The organism is Halovivax ruber XH-70, assembly GCF_000328525.1.
GTDB lineage: Archaea > Halobacteriota > Halobacteria > Halobacteriales > Natrialbaceae > Halovivax > Halovivax ruber.
Window position 1 is genome coordinate 1447109 of record NC_019964.1, and the last position, 19398, is coordinate 1466506.

20 protein-coding genes and 1 tRNA gene are annotated in these 19398 nt (G+C 61.1%); 12 read left to right on the forward strand and 9 right to left on the reverse strand.

Features of this window, described 5'->3' with window-relative positions; all coding sequences use genetic code 11:
* The first annotated feature begins 288 nt into the window (after positions 1 to 288).
* On the forward strand, positions 289 to 891 hold the full coding sequence (locus tag HALRU_RS06775; protein ID WP_015300656.1) for a hypothetical protein: 603 nt from the start codon (positions 289 to 291) through the stop codon (positions 889 to 891).
* A 128-nt stretch (positions 892 to 1019) separates the two neighbouring features.
* On the opposite strand, the gene HALRU_RS06780 is transcribed toward HALRU_RS06775, so the two are convergent.
* From HALRU_RS06780 to HALRU_RS06790, 3 genes are all read right to left on the reverse strand, one after another.
* Positions 1020 to 1508 carry a 50S ribosomal protein L11 gene (locus HALRU_RS06780; RefSeq protein WP_015300657.1) on the reverse strand — a complete coding sequence of 163 codons (489 nt, stop codon included), beginning with the start codon at positions 1506 to 1508 and terminating at the stop codon, positions 1020 to 1022.
* A gap of 231 nt (positions 1509 to 1739) precedes the next feature.
* Positions 1740 to 2000: an HEWD family protein gene (locus tag HALRU_RS16175; RefSeq protein WP_015300658.1), complete on the reverse strand. Its 261-nt coding sequence runs from the start codon at positions 1998 to 2000 to the stop codon at positions 1740 to 1742.
* 63 nt (positions 2001 to 2063) lie between these two features.
* Complete coding sequence (locus HALRU_RS06790; protein WP_015300659.1) at positions 2064 to 3575, reverse strand: phosphoenolpyruvate carboxykinase (ATP); 1512 nt, start codon at positions 3573 to 3575, stop codon at positions 2064 to 2066.
* Between the two features lie 192 nt (positions 3576 to 3767).
* Between HALRU_RS06790 and HALRU_RS06795 the strand changes: the two genes are divergently transcribed.
* A complete protein-coding gene (locus HALRU_RS06795; RefSeq protein WP_015300660.1) occupies positions 3768 to 6572 on the forward strand; it encodes a hypothetical protein in 2805 nt (934 codons plus the stop codon).
* 62 nt (positions 6573 to 6634) lie between these two features.
* A complete protein-coding gene (locus HALRU_RS06800) occupies positions 6635 to 6925 on the forward strand; it encodes a PRC-barrel domain-containing protein (RefSeq protein WP_007696827.1) in 291 nt (96 codons plus the stop codon).
* 9 nt (positions 6926 to 6934) lie between these two features.
* Here the strand turns inward: HALRU_RS06800 and HALRU_RS06805 are convergent, their stop codons facing one another.
* On the reverse strand, positions 6935 to 8383 hold the full coding sequence (locus tag HALRU_RS06805; RefSeq protein ID WP_015300661.1) for a DHH family phosphoesterase: 1449 nt from the start codon (positions 8381 to 8383) through the stop codon (positions 6935 to 6937).
* A gap of 276 nt (positions 8384 to 8659) precedes the next feature.
* Between HALRU_RS06805 and HALRU_RS06810 the strand changes: the two genes are divergently transcribed.
* The 5 genes from HALRU_RS06810 to HALRU_RS06830 all read left to right on the forward strand — a co-directional run bounded on the left by HALRU_RS06810 (position 8660) and on the right by HALRU_RS06830 (position 11597).
* Positions 8660 to 8733: transfer RNA gene (locus HALRU_RS06810), tRNA-Lys, on the forward strand.
* Positions 8734 to 9266: 533 nt separating this feature from the next.
* Positions 9267 to 9782, forward strand: coding sequence for an Lrp/AsnC family transcriptional regulator (locus HALRU_RS06815; RefSeq protein WP_015300662.1), 516 nt, complete (start codon positions 9267 to 9269; stop codon positions 9780 to 9782).
* Positions 9783 to 9959: 177 nt separating this feature from the next.
* Positions 9960 to 10316 carry a DUF7344 domain-containing protein gene (locus tag HALRU_RS06820; protein WP_015300663.1) on the forward strand — a complete coding sequence of 119 codons (357 nt, stop codon included), beginning with the start codon at positions 9960 to 9962 and terminating at the stop codon, positions 10314 to 10316.
* Positions 10317 to 10370: 54 nt separating this feature from the next.
* Positions 10371 to 10643 carry a HalOD1 output domain-containing protein gene (locus HALRU_RS06825; protein WP_015300664.1) on the forward strand — a complete coding sequence of 91 codons (273 nt, stop codon included), beginning with the start codon at positions 10371 to 10373 and terminating at the stop codon, positions 10641 to 10643.
* Positions 10644 to 10886: 243 nt separating this feature from the next.
* On the forward strand, positions 10887 to 11597 hold the full coding sequence (locus HALRU_RS06830; RefSeq protein ID WP_015300665.1) for a hypothetical protein: 711 nt from the start codon (positions 10887 to 10889) through the stop codon (positions 11595 to 11597).
* A gap of 46 nt (positions 11598 to 11643) precedes the next feature.
* Here HALRU_RS06830 and HALRU_RS06835 read toward each other — a convergent pair whose 3' ends face one another.
* The 4 genes from HALRU_RS06835 to pyrB all read right to left on the reverse strand — a co-directional run bounded on the left by HALRU_RS06835 (position 11644) and on the right by pyrB (position 14120).
* Positions 11644 to 12477 carry a hypothetical protein gene (locus HALRU_RS06835; protein ID WP_015300666.1) on the reverse strand — a complete coding sequence of 278 codons (834 nt, stop codon included), beginning with the start codon at positions 12475 to 12477 and terminating at the stop codon, positions 11644 to 11646.
* 89 nt (positions 12478 to 12566) lie between these two features.
* Positions 12567 to 12689 (reverse strand): hypothetical protein, encoded by a 123-nt coding sequence (locus HALRU_RS16105; RefSeq protein ID WP_015300667.1) that lies wholly within the window; start codon positions 12687 to 12689, stop codon positions 12567 to 12569.
* A 59-nt stretch (positions 12690 to 12748) separates the two neighbouring features.
* Positions 12749 to 13210, reverse strand: a complete 462-nt coding sequence (pyrI, locus tag HALRU_RS06840) for an aspartate carbamoyltransferase regulatory subunit (RefSeq protein WP_015300668.1) — start codon at positions 13208 to 13210, stop codon at positions 12749 to 12751.
* Positions 13203 to 14120, reverse strand: a complete 918-nt coding sequence (pyrB, locus tag HALRU_RS06845) for an aspartate carbamoyltransferase (protein WP_015300669.1) — start codon at positions 14118 to 14120, stop codon at positions 13203 to 13205. Before pyrB ends, pyrI begins: the two co-directional genes overlap by 8 nt.
* 188 nt (positions 14121 to 14308) lie before the next feature.
* On the opposite strand from pyrB, the gene HALRU_RS06850 reads away from it, so the two are divergent.
* Positions 14309 to 14935 (forward strand): RAD55 family ATPase, encoded by a 627-nt coding sequence (locus tag HALRU_RS06850; RefSeq protein ID WP_015300670.1) that lies wholly within the window; start codon positions 14309 to 14311, stop codon positions 14933 to 14935.
* A gap of 184 nt (positions 14936 to 15119) precedes the next feature.
* Positions 15120 to 15701 (forward strand): histidine phosphatase family protein, encoded by a 582-nt coding sequence (locus HALRU_RS06855; protein ID WP_015300671.1) that lies wholly within the window; start codon positions 15120 to 15122, stop codon positions 15699 to 15701.
* A gap of 474 nt (positions 15702 to 16175) precedes the next feature.
* On the opposite strand, the gene HALRU_RS06860 is transcribed toward HALRU_RS06855, so the two are convergent.
* Positions 16176 to 17156, reverse strand: coding sequence for an FKBP-type peptidyl-prolyl cis-trans isomerase (locus tag HALRU_RS06860; protein WP_015300672.1), 981 nt, complete (start codon positions 17154 to 17156; stop codon positions 16176 to 16178).
* A 183-nt stretch (positions 17157 to 17339) separates the two neighbouring features.
* Here HALRU_RS06860 and cyaB point away from each other — a divergent pair, with 183 nt between their 5' ends.
* Positions 17340 to 17891, forward strand: a complete 552-nt coding sequence (gene cyaB, locus HALRU_RS06865) for a class IV adenylate cyclase (protein ID WP_015300673.1) — start codon at positions 17340 to 17342, stop codon at positions 17889 to 17891.
* A gap of 183 nt (positions 17892 to 18074) precedes the next feature.
* Complete coding sequence (locus HALRU_RS06870; protein WP_015300674.1) at positions 18075 to 19280, forward strand: methionine adenosyltransferase; 1206 nt, start codon at positions 18075 to 18077, stop codon at positions 19278 to 19280.
* The last annotated feature ends 118 nt before the right edge of the window (positions 19281 to 19398 follow it).

Here is a 19398-nt window from a genome sequence, read left to right on the forward strand (position 1 = left end):
AACGGGGTTTTCCGGCAGTCCATTCCTGGACCCGTCAGATTGGAACGTTTGCCGCCAGTCCTTGATTCGGTTACACAGGCGATTCACGACGTTTCCTCGACGAGTCTGTACCCGTTTCCTCGACGAATCTGTACCGCTTTCCTCGACGGGCCGGTACCGCTCCCTCGACGAGCCAGTGCGGTAGAGGCGAAGAAGCCGTCTTCCCGCTGGTGTCAATTGGCCCACCGATTCGATGTGTGCCCACGCCCATCGAAATCTTCTTTGTGCCCCATCGTCCTGTGATGAACCATGCTCCTCAGCGGCCGTCAGGTGGGTGGGCTCGCTGAGCTACCGGCGACACCACTGTCCGACCAGCAGACAGTCGTCGACTTCTATATGGGCGTCTCTCCCGTCGTTCGTATCGCGCTCGTGGTGGGTGCGATCCTCGTCGTGGGGATCACCGTCCTCGGATTGCTCCCTGAGTACAGCAGACGGACTATCGTGACGGCACGACGTAGCCCCGTCATCTCGATCTTGATCGGCATTCCAACGACCCTCGTGTTCGGTGCGCTCGCCTACATCGGTCTCTTGCTCAGTCACTCAGACATCGGCGTGTTCTTCGCGATTCCCCTCGTGACCCTCTGTCTGGCGCTGTTACCCACGTGGGCGCTCATCGCGATCGTCTCCACTGGAAACGGCCTTTCGGGTCGCTTCCTGCGCGATAGCGTCGGGGTAGGGCTCGTTGTCGGCGCGCTCGTAGTCGGCATGTCGGCCGTCCACATCATTCCACTCCTCGCTGTCACTGGGTTCGTTATCTGTTATGGAGCCGGTGCCGGCGTTCGCGTGCTCATCTCCGGCGGCGCGGCGTCGGATCCTGCCGATCGGTCGGTCCCACCCGCGAACAAGATTTAACCGACGGGCGATTCGGAGCGGTCGGCTCCATGCTGTCCGACGATACGGATACCTTCGACTGCAGGTGCTACTATGCAAACTGAGCGCCACAATCGACGGTGAAAACGAGACCGAACGGTCTCAGCGGGTTACGCCGCCGCTTCGTCGGCGAAGACGTCGTCGTACTCGCCGTCGTCGATCTTCGCTTTGAACTCTCGCGGATTCTCGCCTTCGATCGTCACGCCGAGTGAGGTACACGTGCCGACGACCTCTTTGGTCGCGTTCTTCAGATCGTACGCGAGGAGGTCGGGCAGTTTCTGTTCGGCGATCGTTCTGACTTGGTCGACCGAGAGGTCGGCGACGAACTCTTCTTGCGGCTCGCCGCTCCCGGTTTCGAACCCGGCTTCGTCCTTGACGAGTGCAGCCGTCGGCGGGACACCGACGTCGATGGTGAACGAGCCATCGTCTTCGTACTCGACGGTGACGGGGACTTCCGTTCCGTCGAACGCAGCTGTCTGATCGTTGATCTCCTGGACGACCGCCTGCACGTCGACGGGCGTCGGTCCGAGCTCCGGTCCGAGCGGCGGCCCTGGATTGGCCGCTCCGCCCGGAACGAGGACTTCGATGGTTCCAGCCATACGCGATCAAATCACTGCGCGAGTTTTAAGGGTTGCTTTTCGACGCGAGTGTCTGCAGGCCAAAAACCAGCTCGGCCGGTGCGTGTGGGTTCGACACGTGGGTCCACTTTACGACCGATCGGTCCGTCGGTGAGCCGATCCCCCATCGGCAATTTAGCATAGGCCGTGCTTCGTCCGGACACGTCGGTCCTCGGCCACCGACGTGGTTGCGATCGATCTGTTCGTGCTCGCTCAACTCTGTCGATCGGCCGATTCGACGGGACAGAAGGAGCCAGTAATGTCCCACTCGTGGATGCACCATCGGCGTGTCCGATCCCTGCGGGTCGCGTCGGCGATTGCCCACTGTTCTCGAAGTGGGTCCCAGGTTTCGACACGGCCACACTGTTCACATCGACGCCGGTCTGGCGCGCGAATTGGTCGGTCCTGACCGTTGGTCGCCATACAGTCACTCCGCCACTGGAAACGGATACATGCACGGGGAACCGGCGGCATTTGCCCGTGATGAAAAATTTGCCCCGAAAGCAGTCAACTCGGCGCCGCAACCGAATCCGGCGATCAGTAGACGGCGTCAGCAATCTCGTCGTCGAGTTGTGGGAACGAATCGAGATACGCCGCTCGTTCCTCCCGGAGTGCGGTTCGTGCGTCGTCGTAATCCTCGACGTGGTCCGGGACGTAGAACTGCTCGATATCGAGACCGGGGACGGATTCAGGGATCGTCAGCCCCATCCGGTCGTCCGTTCGCCACTCGACAGTTCCTCGTGCGATCTCCGTCAGGAGCGTTACTGACTCCGTGACGCCGATATCGACCGTCTGCTGGCCGATGTAACCCGTGTTCATGACGTAGCAGTCGACGTCGAGCGAGCGGACGAGTTCTCTGAAGATGTTCCCCTCCGTGCCCTCCGGTCCGATGATGAACGGATTCGTCCCGACGACGCGAATCGATTCGCCCGCCCGCGACGGATCGCCGGCGCTCGTCTCGATGGACTCGCCGAGCATGAAGGCGACTGCCGCCTGTTGGTCGTCCAGCCTGGTGACGGGCGGCATGAGGGGGTTCCGGGTGATGAAGAATATCTGGTCGACCCCGTCGAGGTCGATTTCCTCGGCTGCACTCTCGAGTTCCTCGCGCTGGACGACCGCCCGCCCGTTCGCCGTGTACTGGTCGTCCTCGAAGTCGACGGCCCCGTCTTCGTCGACGGCGACGTTTTCGAAGACGGCTGACTCTGCCGTCGCCGCGTCGTAGAGGGCCGGTTGTTCGCTCTGGGTCAACCCGTGGGTCTTGATGTACAGGCCCTGGCCCTCGCTACCAGCGACGGATCCATCCGGCAACAGTGCACAGACGTCGTCCTGGAGCATCGCGGCGTGTTCGGGCTCGTCGAGCCAGCACCCGTGGGACGTAAGCGTCGATTTACCCGTCGCGGAGAGTCCGAGGAACAGTTGGCCGACCGTCCGTTCCGTCGATTCGTCGTCGGTCACCGTTACCCGCTTGCTTCCGGCGTGGAGGCCGAGCCCACCGTTCTCTTTGGCCCGATACATGAACAGCCGGAGGAACGATTTCTTGGCTTCGCCGGTGTAGTCGGAGCCGAGGACGGCGGTCGTTCCCTCGTCGGGAAAGATGCGGATCGCCGTCTCCTCGGCGTCAGGAAGTTGAACGGTCTGGAAGTCCGGTTCGCGGCCGTCGGTCGGTTCGAAGAGTTTCGCCCAGGTGAGGGCAATTCGAGCGTACGCCGTCGGAACGAACAGCCGACAGCAGTACGTCGCGTCGGGGTGGCGCCCGACGAGCCGATCGACGCAGAGGAGATCACGATCCGAGAGAGAGGTGACGGCGTCGAGAACGAGTGAGTGATCCGCCTCGGTTAGTTCGTCGTCGATCGCGTTCTTCGTTCGATCTGCGCTGCGGGAGCGATACTTGCTGACGTACGCAGGGGAGCCGTACTCCGTCGTTCGCTCGTCGTCGCGCGCGAGCGAGCGGAGTTCGGTGAGTGTCGGATTGTACCGAATATTCGACGCACGTTCCGGGTCGGGGAGCCGGGTCGCGTACGTCGGCGGTTCTGTCCCGGTTTCGGACATGTACGCTAGTACTCTCGTTCCCCTATTATAACGCTAGAGGTTCCCGTCTCGATGTGTGGGTCACTACCGTGATTTTCGACACCGCTCGGTTTCGACGTTCGATCGCATCGCTACTGGCACAATCGGCGATCTGATTTTCACATCTGGTATTCGGAGCCGAAATACCATTATCGATCGGATACTGTCGCCGACATGGCAACTGGTATCGCCCTTTCTACTGAGGAACTCCGGATCGCGCGTGACGGGTCGGACAGCCCAGTCGTCGACACGATTCCGGCAATCGCCTACCCACTCGACGAGGACGACGATGCGTCGGAGACGGAGGAACTGACGGTCGAGGCTTCGGGAACGACCTACGTCGTCGGCGCCCCTGCACGGGATCGATCGACGGCAGCCGGTGAAGAGCCGCTCGCAATTTTCGAACGTGGACTGCTCTCGACGGAACCGTACGCGAACCCGGCTATCGAGGCACTCATCACGGACGCACTTCCGGACGAATCGGAGACACGCCTCTCGTATACCGTCCCCGGGACCATCGTCGACGCCGACACACCGACAGCGCAGCATCGAGACGCGATCGGTGAGGTATTCCGTACATTCGACGTCGATGCGACCCCTATCAGTACGGGGTACGCGGTCGTCGCCGATCAACTCGCCGACGAGACGTTCACGGGTGTGGGTATCGATATCGGGGCGGAACTCACCAGCGTCGCGCTGGTGTATTACGGGGTTCCAGTGCTCGCGTTTGCCCTTCCGAGGGGCCGCGACTGGCTCGTCGAAAACGCTGCGGGCGCAACTGGCCACAACCGATCACAGATCGCTTCCCGACTCGAAGCATTCTCACTCGATCCGGACGCGAGTGGTGACATCGACCGCGCACTCGCACAGGCGTACGACGACCTCTGTGGATCTGTCGTCTCAGCGATCCGATCCGAGGCGGCAGCCGCCGACGTCGAACCGGGTGTCTCCGTTCCAGTCGCCCTCGCGGGAACTGGCGCCGTCGACGGCGTCGAATACCTCTTCGGTGGCCGATTCGACGCGGCCGAGTTGCCGTTTTCGATTCGCGGGGTGCGACTGGCCGACGACCCAGCGGCGAGCGCTGCTCGCGGCGCGCTGATCTCCGCCCAGGACGACGTCGACGACTACACCGCGGTTACGTGGTCGACGCACGACTCGGCTGAAGGCGACTCCGATCGGGACGACAAACAACTCACCGACTTCGTCGACGCGGAAGAGACCCAGGAATCGTTCGATACGGACGTCTCACAGGATGACGTTGCGAACGACGCGATCGAACGGCTCTTCGACCGTCTCGGGACGAGAGACGACGAACTCGCGGCGCTGCAGGAAACGACGACATCGCTCAGGGACGAACTGGAAACCGTCCGAGACGACCTTCACTCGCTCGACGCCGAAACGGCGCGGACCGGGGCTGTCGATGCCGTCGATGACCGACTCGACGAGGTGGAGACGGCCCTCACGGCTGTCGACGACGCGATCGAAACGTGTGCGGACGCCGATCGACTCGAAACCATCGCGGAGACGGTGACCGAACTGTCGATGGAGACCGATACGCTGTCCGACCAACTGGACTCGCTCCGTGACGAGTACCAACGCGACCTCGACGAACTCCAGTCGGAACTGACGACAGACGTGGCGGACCTCGACGCGGAACTACGGGCGCGCGTCGACGAACTCGACTCGGAAGTGTCCACACGCGTCGACGAACTCGACTCGACGCTCGCGGACGAACGCGCCGCTATGGCAGAGTGGGTCGACGAAATCGAACAAGAACGTGAGGACGCCGTCGAGCAACTCGAAGCACGGATTTCCGGCGTCGACGAGACACTCTCGGATCTCGACGACGAGCTGTCTGCCAGTATCGACGACTCGTTCGACGAGCTCGAATCGGCCCAGACCGCGTCCGAGGAACGGGTGACCAACCGGATCGACGCGCTCGATTCGACGTGCGTGACGACCCAGGAGCACGTCGATTCTCTCGACGATGCCGTAGATGCGCTGGAGTCTGAATTCGAGGCAGTAGAATCGGTACTCGACGACACCGACTCGACCGTGGATTCGATCGGTTCCGATGTCGAGTCACTGCAATCGTTCGTCGAGTCGCTGAACGAGGAGGTCGAGTCCCTGGGATCTGCTGTCGAAGGACTGGAATCGGACGTCGGCTCCGTCGACGATCGAGTGTCGTCGCTGGAATCGAGATTCGACGGCGAACTCGAAGCGATCGAATCGTCGGTCTCCGCTGCAGAGACGACCGTGGACTCGCTGGCATCCGACGTCGAATCGCTCGAATCCACTGTGGCGGCGAACGAGACCGCGATTGCAGAACACACCGGAACGATCGCCACGATCGAATCGACACTCGACGAAGTGACGTCCGCCATCGAAGCCAATGGCGAACGACTCGAGACACTCGAGGCCGACAGCGATGCTACTGACGAGTCGATCGAGACGCTCCGGCAGGACGTCGACGGGGTCGAAGACAGGCTCGATTCGATCGACCAGTCCGTGTCCGAACTCGATACGATGGCGCCTGAGTCGGCTGATCGAGCGGCCATCGACGACGTCGAAGGGCTAGCGGAGCGAGTGAGTACGATCGCGGCGCGTCTCGATGCGGTCGAATCGTCCGATTCGGAGTCGCTCGACGAACGCGTCGACGGACTCGAATCGAGGGTCGAGACGCTCGCCGACAACCAACCCGACGACGATCCACGAGACCGAATCGCCGAACTCGACCAGGCGGTTGCAGACCTCGCGCGGGCGGTCGAATCGCAGTCGTCGCAGGCGACGGAGGGGGACTCCGCTCCCGACCGTCGAGTCGCAGCCAGTGGGGTCGGTGTGGGGGCGTTCGTCGCCGGTGGTGCGAGCGCAGGCGTCGTTTCGGGAGCGACCCTCACCGCGACCGGCGCCATCGAAATCGGTCTCGGGGCGATCGCCCTCGGCCTCGTCGGCCTGGTGGGGCTGTTCGTTACTCGCTAGGCCGAACTGACCGGTCCGGCGTCTGACCAACTATTAAGAGTCCACCCCACTTTTGCCCGGACATGGACGAACGACCCCAGGAAATTACGTCACTCGTCGGCCGCGAAGTGTACACGAAAAACGGCGTTTTCGTCGGCGAGGTCGAAGATCTCAAACTCAACCTCGACGTTCGATCGGTCACCGGTCTCGCCGTCGGCAGTCTCAATACGGAACTGTTCGAACACGAAGCGCGCCAGGGCCAGGGCGTCGTCGTTCCCTATCGCTGGGTTCGCGCCGTTGGCGACGTCATCCTCGTCGCGGACGTCGTCGAACGCGTCCGCGATCCGGACGACGAAGAAGAGATCGTCGCCTGAGGCCGGGCTCTAGTTTCCGTTCGATCCTTCGGATCCCTCGACGCCCATCGCGTCGAAGAGCGTCTGTTTGACGGCCTCTTCTGTCAGTTCGAGGAGTGTCTCTCTGGTCCCGTCGGTGATTTCGATCCCGGTGAAGATGCCGAGTGGAATCTCGGCACTCGACTGCGTGGAGTGGCCGGCGACCTCGCCGATTTCACCGTAGGCGTCGGTGAGGACTTTGCCGATGTTGATCCGGATGTCTTTCGATCGAGCCGAGAGGAAGATCGTCTCTTCGGCGACACCGAACACGGCCGTCGTGGTCACGCCCTCGAGATTGAGGAGGTGGTTCGCCGCCTGCGACAGCGCCTCTCTGTCGCGGACGAATCCGGCGTTCGAGACCAGATGACTCCCCTGGACATCACGATTTGCGATCGCCTCCGCGAGCACGTCCAACGTCTCGGGCGACATGGACGGTGATTCGACTTGCTCCAGGGTGTCGTGATTTGCGAACGGATAGAGGTATGCGGCGGCGGTGAGGTCGGCTGGCGTCGTGTCCCGCTTGAAGTCGAGCGTCTCGGCCCGGATACCGTACAGGAGTGCGGTGGCGACTTCCTCGGAGACGTTCAGGTCGAACTCCTGGATGTACTTCGTCATGATCGTCGACGTCGAGGTCATGCTCGGTCTGACGTCGGCGAACGTCGGGTCGGCTTCCGTGTCGGCGTCGTGGTGGTCGATCACGATGTCGATTGGGCGGTCGATGCCGGGCTGGCCGGTGTGATCGACGAGGGCGACGGTATCGTACGGCGTCTCGTCGGCGACGTCTTCCCAGAGGTGTAATTCGATTCCGAGCAGATTCACGAACGCTCGATTCTCCTGGTGGCCCAGGTCTCCGAAGTAGATGATGTCGGAGTCGACGTTCCGGTTCTCGGCGATAGCCTGCAACGCCGCTGCGCTCGCGATCGAATCCGGATCCGGATTGTTCTTCGTGACGATGGCGAGCCGATCCGTCGTCTCGTCGATGATCGAGGCGAGCGTCTGGGCGTTGTGTTCGAGTTCGCCCGATTCGAGGGCACGAAGGGCCGAATCCGCGATCACTGCGGAGGGGTTGATCACGACGTCGGCGCCGAGTTCGGCGAGTTCGTCACCGGAGACGGGGTCGCTCGCACGGGCGATGACGAACTGTTCGGTGTTAGCGCTTCGGACGTGCTCGACGGCAGCCTCGTTCGCCTCCACGTCGGAGGCGAGGATCAGGACGACGTCGCGATCCTCGATCAGTTCCACGATCTTCGGTTCGCTGATGTCGGCGGCTCGTGCGTCCAGATCCTGATCTCTCAGCGATTCGACCCGGCTCTCGTCCTGGTCGATGATCCGGACGTCTTTCCCCTGTTCGACGAGTTCCTCCGCGACCGCGTACCCCACGCTCCCACAGCCGAGTATGGCGTAACTCGACGTCGAGGAGATGGATGCCCCCGAGTTCATTGGGCGTGTGGTCGAGGTCGCTACACTTAACCCTCCCGGAGCGTCCGACACCGCCCGTCAGCACCGCATTCGGCCGATTGTGGTCGTAGAATCTATATTTCGAAACCAGCGAGTGTCGAGATCTTGTGTCAGTTCGACTGGCTGTCGAGATTTCTCGATTCCTCACTCCGCACGTCGTCGCGTCGTTGGCTCGACCTGAGACCGGTCTGGTGGCAATTCACACGCGACCGCCCAAGGGAAATGTATTTCAATACCCGGCGGAAAGTCGTTGGCGTAGGGCCGGTAGCTCAGTTAGGCAGAGCGTCTGACTCTTAATCAGACGGTCGCGTGTTCAAATCGCGCCCGGCCCGTACAGTGAGACGGTGAGCGATGCGTGGCACGAACGAAGTGAGAGCCACGATAGTGAGCGGTGAAACCGCGAGCGACGCGAACCGTCGAACGAACCGGCAGGCACGATTTGAATGCAGGGAGGTCGGGCGCAACGCAGTGAGCACGTCCGACCGTGTGTTCAAATCGCGCCCGGCCCGTTTTCACGACGAACGGACGTGAGGAGTAAAACGTCCTCTAGCGATTTGAGCCCTACCAGTCGCAGCCCGCGAAGGGCGAAAGCCCGAACAGGAACGTCTGGTTTCGGTTCACAATCGCGCCCGGCCCGCTTTCTGAACGACCGATTACAGGCCAGACTGGTAGCGTCGGTCTATCTGTATCTACACATTAGGGCCAGTAGACGATTCGAGGGATTCGGATGCAGAATACGAGGTAAAGTGCACCGTAACAACGTGTGAAAAGGGGAGAAAGGAACCACCGACCGCCTTTGCTTTCAGAGACGGCTGGGTCCAGTAGTGACGAATGAATCAATTGGTTCGCCGGCGTACCTGACGATATGGAAAACGACCCACTCGACAATCTCGACAGGCGCATCCTGCACCTGTTACAGTTGGACGCCCGCGGGGCCTCCGATACGGACATCGCTGATGAAACGGACGTTACCGGAACGACCATCCACAACCGAATCAAGCAACTGGAGGAGCAGGGCATTATCACCGGCTACAATCCGGAACTCGACTACGAGCGGGCGGGGTATCCGATGCAAGTGTTGTTCATCTGCTCGACGGACCTTTCCCGCCGGTCGGAGATGGCCGAGGAAGCCCTCGAAGTTCGGGGTGTCGTCAACGTCCGGGAAATGCTGTCCGGCGAGGAAAACCTCCACGTCGAGGTCGTCGCCGAATCGACGTCTGAAGTCGAGGAGAGTACCGACCAGTTAGACGCGCTCGGCCTCCGAATCGTGAGTAGCAACATTCTGGCAGAAGAACACATCCAGCCATGGAATCACTTCCATCAGAAGTTTGCCGGTGAGGATCCCGATGCGGCCGAGGAAATCGGTTCGTCCGAGGAGTAGTTTGCGTCGGGACGGATAACAATTGTCGGAGTCCCGGACTCGTACTGAGTTTGGCATGACTGTCACCCCTATTGTGCTTGGGAAAGTCAAGTAAATGGCTCTCCTGGCTTGTGTTATCAAATATATAAACTTATCACTAAAAAGAGATTAAGAGGGTCCGGCCCAGACTATGGGGTGATGGAAGCACGAACAAAATCAGAGATGAACGAGATCTTTACCCTATTGAGGCATCCGTACCGGCGCTACGTCTTGTATCACCTGATCCGAGAGTCCGAGACCGTGGACTTCGACACGCTGACTGCTTCACTCGCCAACTGGGACGCTGATCAACCTGAGGAGAGTCAAACCATCAACAGTACTACCATCGAGGTGCAACTTCGTCATATGCACCTCCCGAAGCTCGCTGATGCTGGCCTCATCACGTTCGCTCAGGATGGCCAATCGATCCAGCTTGACGGAATCAATGGGCTCAGCCAGTTCATCGACCAGGCGGCACGTATCGACGGCCATGCTCCGCCCGCCGCGGGCGATTGAGCACAGCGCCCGACTACATCCATTCCACCCCCGACACCGAACTATGGAGACACCATGACACAATCCCACGAAGACGAGATCGTTCACCGGAAAATGAACACTGACAGAGCGGAGCCGGCTGTTGCGATTGCGGAAGTTGTCGCTGAGCTCGAGGGGAAACAACCGGACGAATTGACACCGACCTACAACTGCATCGACGGGGTAATCTCGAAGCTGTATTCGAATCCGCCGTCACCAGAGGCACAGATCACCGTCGAATTCACGTACAGCGGCTACCGTATCACCGTCGAGCAGAGTGGCGCCGCGGAGTTCGTCCAGGTCACGTAACTACCGTCGGCTAGCTCTCTGACACCGGTAGTGGCTCCATGCTCGATTGGATGAGGGCATCGGTCAACTTGCAACCCTTCCTACCGGCCGCGCCCGGCCCGTTTTCCTGCGAACGATGTGAAGAGCGAATACCACCCGTAACGACGTCAGCCATAGTCGTTCGTACGAAGATTCTGACCGGTGTTGGCCCCGTGATGTGCAAGCACCACCGGCTACCCGGCGGCTGGTGTGAGTGGTGGTGTCATGTGCGCAGCATTCGGAGAAGACGACGTCGGAAAGTCCGTCGTGAACGCGAGTGGCGAGGAGGTCGGGATGGTGACGGCCGTCGAGCACGGGACCGCCCACGTCACACCCGATCCGGGAATCACGGACAGCATCAAGGCCGCACTCGGGTGGGAAGGGACCGGCGAAGACGCGTATCCACTTCAGGAGGAATCGGTCGAACGCGTCACTGGCGACGAGATACGACTCGGCGGCGATCTACACGACGAGACAATATCCGGTGGAGCGATGGGCACTGGTCGTGACGCCGGTCGCGACGCTGGACACGACAGGGACGAGTCGAGTACAGGGATGGGATCGACGGACAGACCAGCTGACCGGTCGATGGACGACTCAGTGGGCGCCGGGCCGGAGTTTTCAGATACCGACCGAGCTGGTCGCGGCCATGGTTCGTCCTCCGGGCCCAGCCGCGACGAAGGCGAAGCGATGGATCCTGCCGTCGGCGACGGGGATCGAACCGGCGGGACCGGGGATGGACTGACCGACACCGATCGGCACAGGCACGACCGAGAGCAAGACACCGAGCAGGGCGACCGGGACAGTGATATGGACGCGGGGCTGGCCGATCTCGACAGCGATTCTAACCGGGGAGATTCCGATAGTGATTCGGACTCCGACACGGATCGCGATCTCCGCGATCGTGATTCGGATACGGACACTGATCAGGACTGATTACGGGCAACAGGACTGTCGAACTGGCCCTGGTGACTCTCGAGACTCAGGAGTCCGGTGCACCGAACGTCTCGCCCTCCCGGTCGTCCGCTCGCATTCGTCGGACGGTGGCGCGTCCGTTGCTGGCGTCGTACCCGAAGTAGACATCGTTCGCGTACGTCTCGGCGACCGACGCTGCGTGAGCGAGAGCGTCGATATCGACGTCGACGGCGTAGAGCTCGATGCTGAACGGCGTTTCGAGGGCACTATCGAACCCCTTCGCGAGTGACTCGAGCCAGTAGGTGGTTCCGTAGGCCGTATCGTACAGCGGGACGACGAACTCGTCGACGTACGGTTCGATCGCTTCCAGATCCAGTCCGGATCGTTCGTAGAGGTGGCCCGGGTAGGGGTCCGGGTAGAGCGTTAGATACACCCGACCGGGGATTCGCGCCGTCGCCTCGGCGACGAACGACGTGATGACGTCCGATCGCCACCCAGTCCACTCGTCGATGTCACTCTCCTGGAACCGTTCTCGACAGACCGAGCAGTGACAGTATTCACTCCGTGGGAACCCCACGTCGTCGAGTCGGACGTCCTCGTTCGCGTCGACGCAATCGTCGATAATTTCGAACAATCCCTCGCGATAATCTGCTCGGGAAGGACAGATTGACGCCCAGTCGAAGTACGGCTGATCGCGAGTCGCCCGATTTCCCTCGTCGTCGACCGCAACGAGCGACGGCTCGGCGTCGGCGGCGGCGTTGTCGCCGAAACAGGAAACCATGTTTACGGCACTCGCGAGCGGCTCGGCCGACCGGCCGGTCACGTCCTTGACCTCGTAAAATGCGCGATCGAATTCGTCCCACGTGACTTCGGATTCGTTTCGAGTGACGACGCCGACCATGCGTCGCCCTTCGTCCGCTCCGTGTTAAGCCGTTCGTTCACCGGTTCGGTGGCTGCGTCGACCGGTCGGTTTTGGTTGACTGTGCCGGGTCAGGCCGTCTCCGCCTGGGGGTCTGGTTCGTACTCGACCGTGTCGGGGGTGACGCTGCTGTAGAGCTTCCAGACCACGACGATAGCGACCAGCGCGAGCGCGAACTTCATCGTTCGAGACATACAAGAAACTGGGTTGCGCTCCCTATTAACTCTTTTGGAGCAATATATTCAGTGAGAAATTAGGGTTCGATAAGTGACGCGATCTCGTCGCGAACGATGCGTTCACAGTAGACGCACCTGACTCCGTCCGCGAGCACGTCGAAGCGCGAGGTGACCGGTTCGTCCGCTGCGGTGATACACCCGGCGTTCGGGCACGAGAGGATCCCCTCGACCGTGTCCGGTCGTTCGACCCGGTGTTTCTCGACGACGTCGTACTCGCGGACGATGTTGATCGTCGCTTCGGGGGCGATCAGCGAGAGAACGTCGACTTCGTCCTGGTTCAGCTCGCGTCCTTCGACTTTCACGATGTCCTTCGTCGCGAGTCGATCCGACGGGACGTTCATCCCGACGGACACCTCCTCGCCGTCGGAGCCGTCGATTCCGAGAATTGCCAGGACGTTCAACGCCTGCCCGGCGTGGACGTGGTCGATGACGGTGCCGTTTCGGATCTTGCTCACACGGAGCTTGTGGTTCTCACTCATCGTCCTCACCCAGCAAGAGGTCTAACAGCGCCATGCGAACCGGAACGCCGTTGTGAGCCTGTTCGAAGTACGTTGCGTGCTCCGTGGCGTCGACGTCCGGCGCGATTTCGTCGACTCGCGGGAGCGGGTGCATCACCGTCAGATCGTCGCTAGCATCGTCGAGCGTCTCGGCGGTGATGCAGTACTCGCCTGCGACCTTCTGGTACTCGTTCTCGTCGGGGAAGCGCTCGCGCTGGATCCTGGTGACGTAGAGCACGTCGAGTTCGGACAACACCGGGTCGAGCGACTCGTGTTCTTTCAGGGACGCGCCTTCCTGGTGGAGGTCGAAGACGACCTCTCGCGGGAGTTGCAGGCTCTCGGGACTGATGAAGTGCTGTCGAGTATCGAAGTTCGAGAGGGCGTATGCGAGTGAGTGGACGGTCCGTCCGTACTTCAGGTCGCCCATGATCCCGATAGTCAGGTCGTCCAGCCCCGCCGTTTCTCTGATCGTGTACAGATCGAGGAGCGTCTGTGTTGGATGGTGGCCAGCGCCGTCTCCGGCGTTGATGACCGGAACGTCGACGTACTCACTCGCCAGTTTTGCCGCACCCTGTTTCGGGTGGCGCAACACGATGGCGTCGGTGTAGCCTTCGATGACGCGAACGGTATCGGCCAGGCTTTCTCCCTTCGTGATACTGGAGGAGTCGACGGCACCCATATCGACGACGTCCCCACCGAGACGCTTCATCGCCGTCTCGAAACTCATCTTCGTTCGCGTACTCGGTTCGAAGAACAGCAGGCCGAGCAGCGTATCACTGTACTCCCCCGCGAGCGCCGATCCGTCCCCATCCAGTTCGTTTGCACGGTCGAGGACGGTTTCGATATCCTCGCGGGATAGTTGTTTGCTCGTGAGAATATTGCCGTGTCGCATCTACTCCATCTGCGTGGGGGGTGCCCTTCAATCTCCCCATCCGAGACGCGTCGCTGCCCGCCAGTCACAGGAACCAATCGGTTTTGCCGAGCAGTCGACCGCCTCGTATTCGCTCCGTCGCGAATCAGGGCGGATACCGGGGGAAGGCAAAGAGTTATCACCGCTGTAGCGAAATTGCCCACAGGTACATGGCTGGGCGGTTAGAAACTGGTATCGACGTTCTCGACAGGAAGCTAGACGGCGGGTTACCACCGGGGTGTATCGTCGCCTACACGGCCTCGCCAGCCAGCCAATCGGAACTGCTTCTCTACGAACTGACGGCCGCGCGTGGCACGCTGTACATCTCGACGGAGCGATCCGACGACGCGATTCGCCACTGCCTAGACGCCTCACAGGCACGCGTCGGGAGTCCAACGATCAGGCAGATCACTGGCGACGATCCGATCACTGATGCCCGTCGACTGGTCGGTGCGCTCCCCGACGGCGCGAACCTGATCATCGATACGATGGACGTCCTCGAAGAGACGGGAATCGACGACTACCGCGTCTTCCTGAACGAACTCAAGAGCCAGATGCTCGAAACGGGTAGTATCGCCGTTCTCCACTGCCTGAAACGCGAGACGATTCCCGCCAACCGGTCGGCGACGCTCCACATGGCCGACGCCGTCTTCGATCTGGAGACGAATATCGGAGCGGCGGAGTTAGAGAACTTCCTCACGATCCCGAAGTTCAGAGCCGGCGGCGCGCCGACCGAACGGATCAAACTCGAGATGGCCGAACAGATGGCGATCGACACGAGCCGCGACATCGCCTGACGCGAGCCTCTTGGCCGTTTCGATCGAATCGGTACGCTGTCGCATGAGAGCCTCCTGGCCGATCGTGTGGACCTATCGTTATTGCGTCGACAGTAGCTCGAATTTCCGTATTTGACGGGGTAGTAGCGCTAACATCTGACGGATGATAAACTATTACACCCGTGAGGTGTAGGACAGGAACAAGATGGGTACTCAAACTACTCTTTACTTCGTACGCCACGCACACTCTCCTTACGTACCGAATAGGGAGGCTGAACGTGGGTTATCAGAGCAGGGTCGTCGAGACGCACTCCACGTCGCCAGAACCCTCACAGAATATGATATTGATGTCGTCGTATCAAGCCCCTATACTCGTGCAGTTGAAACCGTACAAGAAATTGCCGAGGCCGTAGGGACAGCTGTCATTACAGAGAGTGGGTTTAGAGAACGAACACTGGCCGAGAGCCACGTTGCGGACTTTGAGAAAGCAATTTCGCGAGTGTGGAAGGATCCGTCCTTTTCGTGGGAAGGTGGGGAATCAAACGAGGTCGCGCAAGAACGAGGGATTGCGGCGGTCGAAAGAACTCTCGAACGGTGGACTGGGGAAGATATTGTAATCGGGACTCACGGTAACCTTCTGACCTTGATTTTGAACTACTATGACGAGACGTATGATTTCGAATTCTGGCAACAGTTGTCGATGCCGGACATCTATCAAGTGACCTTCGAGAAAGACAGGCCGTCACGGATAGAACGGATTCCTTCAGAGGGTGATGTTCAGCGTTGATCCGAGTGGCACTAGTCCCTGTGTCGTCCTCGTAGTCCGATGATCGGTTTCCGACAGTACCCTCTCAATTTCTACCCCATCTCTCGTACCCTGCGACGGATGGCGATGGTGGGTTTGCTGACCCACCGAGGGAGACGCTCCGACCAGAGTGCTCGACTAGCGAGACTCGTCCACTTGTCAGTCCTGACGGGTACCGAGCGAGACTCGTCCACTTGTCAGTCCTGACGGGTACCGAGCGAGACTCGTCCACTTGTCAGTCCTGACGGGTACCGAGCGAGACTCGTCCATCTGTCAGCTCTGACGAGCACCGTACCGTGGCTCGTCGCTACTGGTCGTATTATCACAGACCGCGGATTTTCCCACGTTTTCGCCAGCAGGTGTACTTACGACGCATCGACAGTCATGCGCGGGTACGTCCACCCGTAGTTGGTAGTTAGCTGTTCCACAGACTCGCCTCAACCGCAGCGGTCGCGCTTACTCGTCGTCGGCTTCGAGTTCTTCGACGAGTTCGTCTGCGTCGACGTCAGCGTCTTCCAGCGCATCTTCGAGGCCGTCTTCACCGCCGCCCATGCCACCCATGCCGCCCATCATACCCGGCATGCCCATGCCGCCGCTGCCGTCGATGATGTCCTGCACGATGACGCGGTCGACGCCGACCTTGTCGATGACGTCCTGGGCGATCTGCTGTTTGGAGAACATCCACTGCTGGTTCATCGTCAGCTGTGGCGTGGACTCGACGTACAGCGTCTCCTTCTCGACGACTTCGGTCTCGTACTCGGGTTCGGCATCTTCGTCTTCCTCGTCTTCGTCGGTCTCGACGAGAACCTCCTCTTCGACCTCGTCGGTCTCGATGTGGACCTCGGGTTCGACGTCGATGTACATCTCGAAGAGGCCAGCCGCCTGCTGGAGGCGATCCTCGACTTCGTCGAGAACCTCGTAGTCGTACTCGACGTCCTCACCCGCGAGCGGGTGGTTGAAGTCGACGCGGGCACGGCCACCGACGATCGTCTCGAGGAAGCCCTGGCGCCCGTCGAGTTCGATCTGCGCGCCGGGGTAGCGGTCGTCTTCGCCGATCTTCTCGGCACTGACGGTCTCGACGTCGTCCGGGTCGTACTCGCCGAAGGCCTCTTCGGCGGGGACGGTCACGGTTCCGCTGTCGCCGACTTCGCTGCCGCGAATCGCGTCCTCGACGCTCTCGAAGATGTGACCCTCGCCGACGACGATCGTTCGCGGATTGAACTCACGACCCTGATCCGCGACGCCTTCCTCCTCGGCGACCTCCTGGTCTGTCGTGTCGACGAGCTGGTCGTCCTCGACCGTGCGGGCGGTGTAGGCGATCTCGATAAAGTCGCCGTCCTGCAGCCCACTCTCGGGCGTAGACTCGTCTGTGTCGGCCGTTTCCGTGTCTGCGTCATCTACCGGGGTCTCAGCCTCGGACTCAGCTTCATCGGTCATACGTTGTACGTTTCCCCGTCCACATTTAAGGACGACGTTTTGTCGCGGGGTCGACCGCCTGGGCCCGCCTCGGGAGGCGATCGATTCGGAACCGGTGAGTTGGGTTGGACATCGGCGCCCGGCTCGGTCGGTAGTCGAGGACGAAACGACCGATTCTTCCCGGCGAGAGTCGTGCGGGCACGTATGTACGAGGTCGAGGTGAAGGTACCTGCCGATCACGAGCGTGTTCGAGAGCGTCTCGAGCGGGTGGAGGCCACCCTGCGTCGATCGGTGACACAAGTTGACGTGTACTACGACGCGCCCCATCGGACGTTTGCCGAAACGGACGAGGCGCTTCGCATTCGGCGCGAACGAGACGGGGACGACGAGCAGGTGAAGGTGACTTACAAGGGACCACTCGTCGACGAAGATTCGAAGACCAGAGAGGAGTTCGAGACGTCAGTCGGGGACGAGTCGGCGATCGAGGGGATTCTCGACCGCCTCGGGTTTACCGAAGCCGCCACCGTCCGGAAGGACCGACGTATGTACGCTCTCGACGGGTACACCGTGACACTCGACGACGTCGAGGGTGTTGGCCAGTACGTGGAAGTGGAACAGGCGACGACCGAGGAGGACGTCGACGCCGTCCGTCGCGGGGCGTTCGAGGTTGTAGAACGACTCGATCTCGATCCCGACGAGCAGATCCGGACGTCCTATCTCGGTCTCCTTCTGGACGCGTCGAGCGACTCCGCGTGACGTGGACCGACTGAACTGACCTGGGGTGGATCGACTGACCCGGCGCGACGTTGCTCGATCGATTCTCGTGATAATGGTCACTAAACCATCGTGACGCCGTTCGATCGAACCCACTCGGAGTAATGCGGGGAGCGGTATTCATTTTCGCAAGTTATAGGACCGGGCCGGCGCAATTCGACCTCAATGACCGATCGGAACATCCGCGTCGAACCGTTCGAGCGACGAGCGGTAAACGATCAGGAGATCGAAATCGTCGAACGAAAGGGCATCGGCCATCCGGACTCGATCTGTGACGGCATCGCCGAACACGTCTCGCAGGCACTCGCGCAGACGTATCTCGACCGTGTCGGAACGGTGCTTCACTTCAACACGGACGAGACACAGCTCGTCGCTGGCGAGGCGGCGCCTGCCTTCGGCGGCGGGGAAGTCGTCGACCCGATCTACTTGCTGATCGTCGGCCGGGCTACGAAACACTACGACGGCCAGACGATTCCGACTGAAGCGATCGCACTTCGTGCAGCGCGCGAGTATCTGGCCGAGACGATCCCTGAACTCACGTTCGGCGAGGACATCGTCGTCGACGTCAAATTCGGTGAGGGGAGTGGTGATCTGCAGTCTGTCTTCGGTGAGGACGACGTCAGCGTCCCGATGGCCAACGACACGAGCTACGGTGTCGGCCACGCGCCGCTCTCGGAGACCGAAGAGATCGTTCGGGAAGCTGAGCGCCGACTCAACGGCCCGTACTCTGCTGACCATCCGGAACTCGGCACCGACGTGAAGATCATGGGCAAGCGCGAGGGCGACGAGATCGACGTGACGGTTGCCGCCGCGATGATCGACGAGCACATCCCGGACATGGACGCCTACCGCGACGCCGTCGAGGACGTCCGAGAATTCGTCGCCGGCGTGGCCGCCGAATACACCGATCGAACGGTTCGCGTTCACGTCAACACGGCCGACGACTACGATGCCGGTTCGATCTACCTGACGGTGACGGGCACCTCTGCGGAGCAGGGTGACGACGGTTCCGTCGGTCGGGGGAACCGGGCGAACGGCCTCATCACCCCGAACCGCTCGATGTCGATGGAGGCGACGAGCGGGAAGAACCCCGTCAATCACATCGGGAAGATCTACAACCTCCTCTCGACGCAGATCGCACAGGCGACGGTCGCCGAGGTCGACGGCGTCCGCGACCTCCGTGTCCGTCTACTGAGCCAGATCGGCCGGCCGATCGACCACCCTCACGTCGCCGACGTCCACGTCGTCACCGAGGACGGTGTCTCGATCGAGGCTGTCGAAGACGAGGTCACCGCGATCGTCGACCGCGAGCTGGGCGCCGTCACCGATCTCACGCGCCGCGTGATCGAGGGCGAACTGACCACGTTCTAAGGCGGATCGAACGTTCTCAATCTGCTACCTCACCGCAGTCACGGACCCGTCGGCTGCCACTCTTTCGCCGTGGCTCGGGTCCCGGTCGCGATAACAACCCCCTTATATGGCCGAGCAG

Coding starts and splice junctions, on each gene's coding strand:
- HALRU_RS06775 (WP_015300656.1), top strand. CDS start 289: ATGCTCCTCAGCGGCCGTCAGGTGGGTGGGCTCGCTGAGCTACCGGCG.
- HALRU_RS06780 (WP_015300657.1), bottom strand. CDS start 1,508: ATGGCTGGAACCATCGAAGTCCTCGTTCCGGGCGGAGCGGCCAATCCA.
- HALRU_RS16175 (WP_015300658.1), bottom strand. CDS start 2,000: ATGCCGCCGGTTCCCCGTGCATGTATCCGTTTCCAGTGGCGGAGTGAC.
- HALRU_RS06790 (WP_015300659.1), bottom strand. CDS start 3,575: ATGTCCGAAACCGGGACAGAACCGCCGACGTACGCGACCCGGCTCCCC.
- HALRU_RS06795 (WP_015300660.1), top strand. CDS start 3,768: ATGGCAACTGGTATCGCCCTTTCTACTGAGGAACTCCGGATCGCGCGT.
- HALRU_RS06800 (WP_007696827.1), top strand. CDS start 6,635: ATGGACGAACGACCCCAGGAAATTACGTCACTCGTCGGCCGCGAAGTG.
- HALRU_RS06805 (WP_015300661.1), bottom strand. CDS start 8,383: ATGAACTCGGGGGCATCCATCTCCTCGACGTCGAGTTACGCCATACTC.
- HALRU_RS06815 (WP_015300662.1), top strand. CDS start 9,267: ATGGAAAACGACCCACTCGACAATCTCGACAGGCGCATCCTGCACCTG.
- HALRU_RS06820 (WP_015300663.1), top strand. CDS start 9,960: ATGGAAGCACGAACAAAATCAGAGATGAACGAGATCTTTACCCTATTG.
- HALRU_RS06825 (WP_015300664.1), top strand. CDS start 10,371: ATGACACAATCCCACGAAGACGAGATCGTTCACCGGAAAATGAACACT.
- HALRU_RS06830 (WP_015300665.1), top strand. CDS start 10,887: ATGTGCGCAGCATTCGGAGAAGACGACGTCGGAAAGTCCGTCGTGAAC.
- HALRU_RS06835 (WP_015300666.1), bottom strand. CDS start 12,477: ATGGTCGGCGTCGTCACTCGAAACGAATCCGAAGTCACGTGGGACGAA.
- HALRU_RS16105 (WP_015300667.1), bottom strand. CDS start 12,689: ATGTCTCGAACGATGAAGTTCGCGCTCGCGCTGGTCGCTATCGTCGTG.
- pyrI (WP_015300668.1), bottom strand. CDS start 13,210: ATGAGTGAGAACCACAAGCTCCGTGTGAGCAAGATCCGAAACGGCACC.
- pyrB (WP_015300669.1), bottom strand. CDS start 14,120: ATGCGACACGGCAATATTCTCACGAGCAAACAACTATCCCGCGAGGAT.
- HALRU_RS06850 (WP_015300670.1), top strand. CDS start 14,309: ATGGCTGGGCGGTTAGAAACTGGTATCGACGTTCTCGACAGGAAGCTA.
- HALRU_RS06855 (WP_015300671.1), top strand. CDS start 15,120: ATGGGTACTCAAACTACTCTTTACTTCGTACGCCACGCACACTCTCCT.
- HALRU_RS06860 (WP_015300672.1), bottom strand. CDS start 17,156: ATGACCGATGAAGCTGAGTCCGAGGCTGAGACCCCGGTAGATGACGCA.
- cyaB (WP_015300673.1), top strand. CDS start 17,340: ATGTACGAGGTCGAGGTGAAGGTACCTGCCGATCACGAGCGTGTTCGA.
- HALRU_RS06870 (WP_015300674.1), top strand. CDS start 18,075: ATGACCGATCGGAACATCCGCGTCGAACCGTTCGAGCGACGAGCGGTA.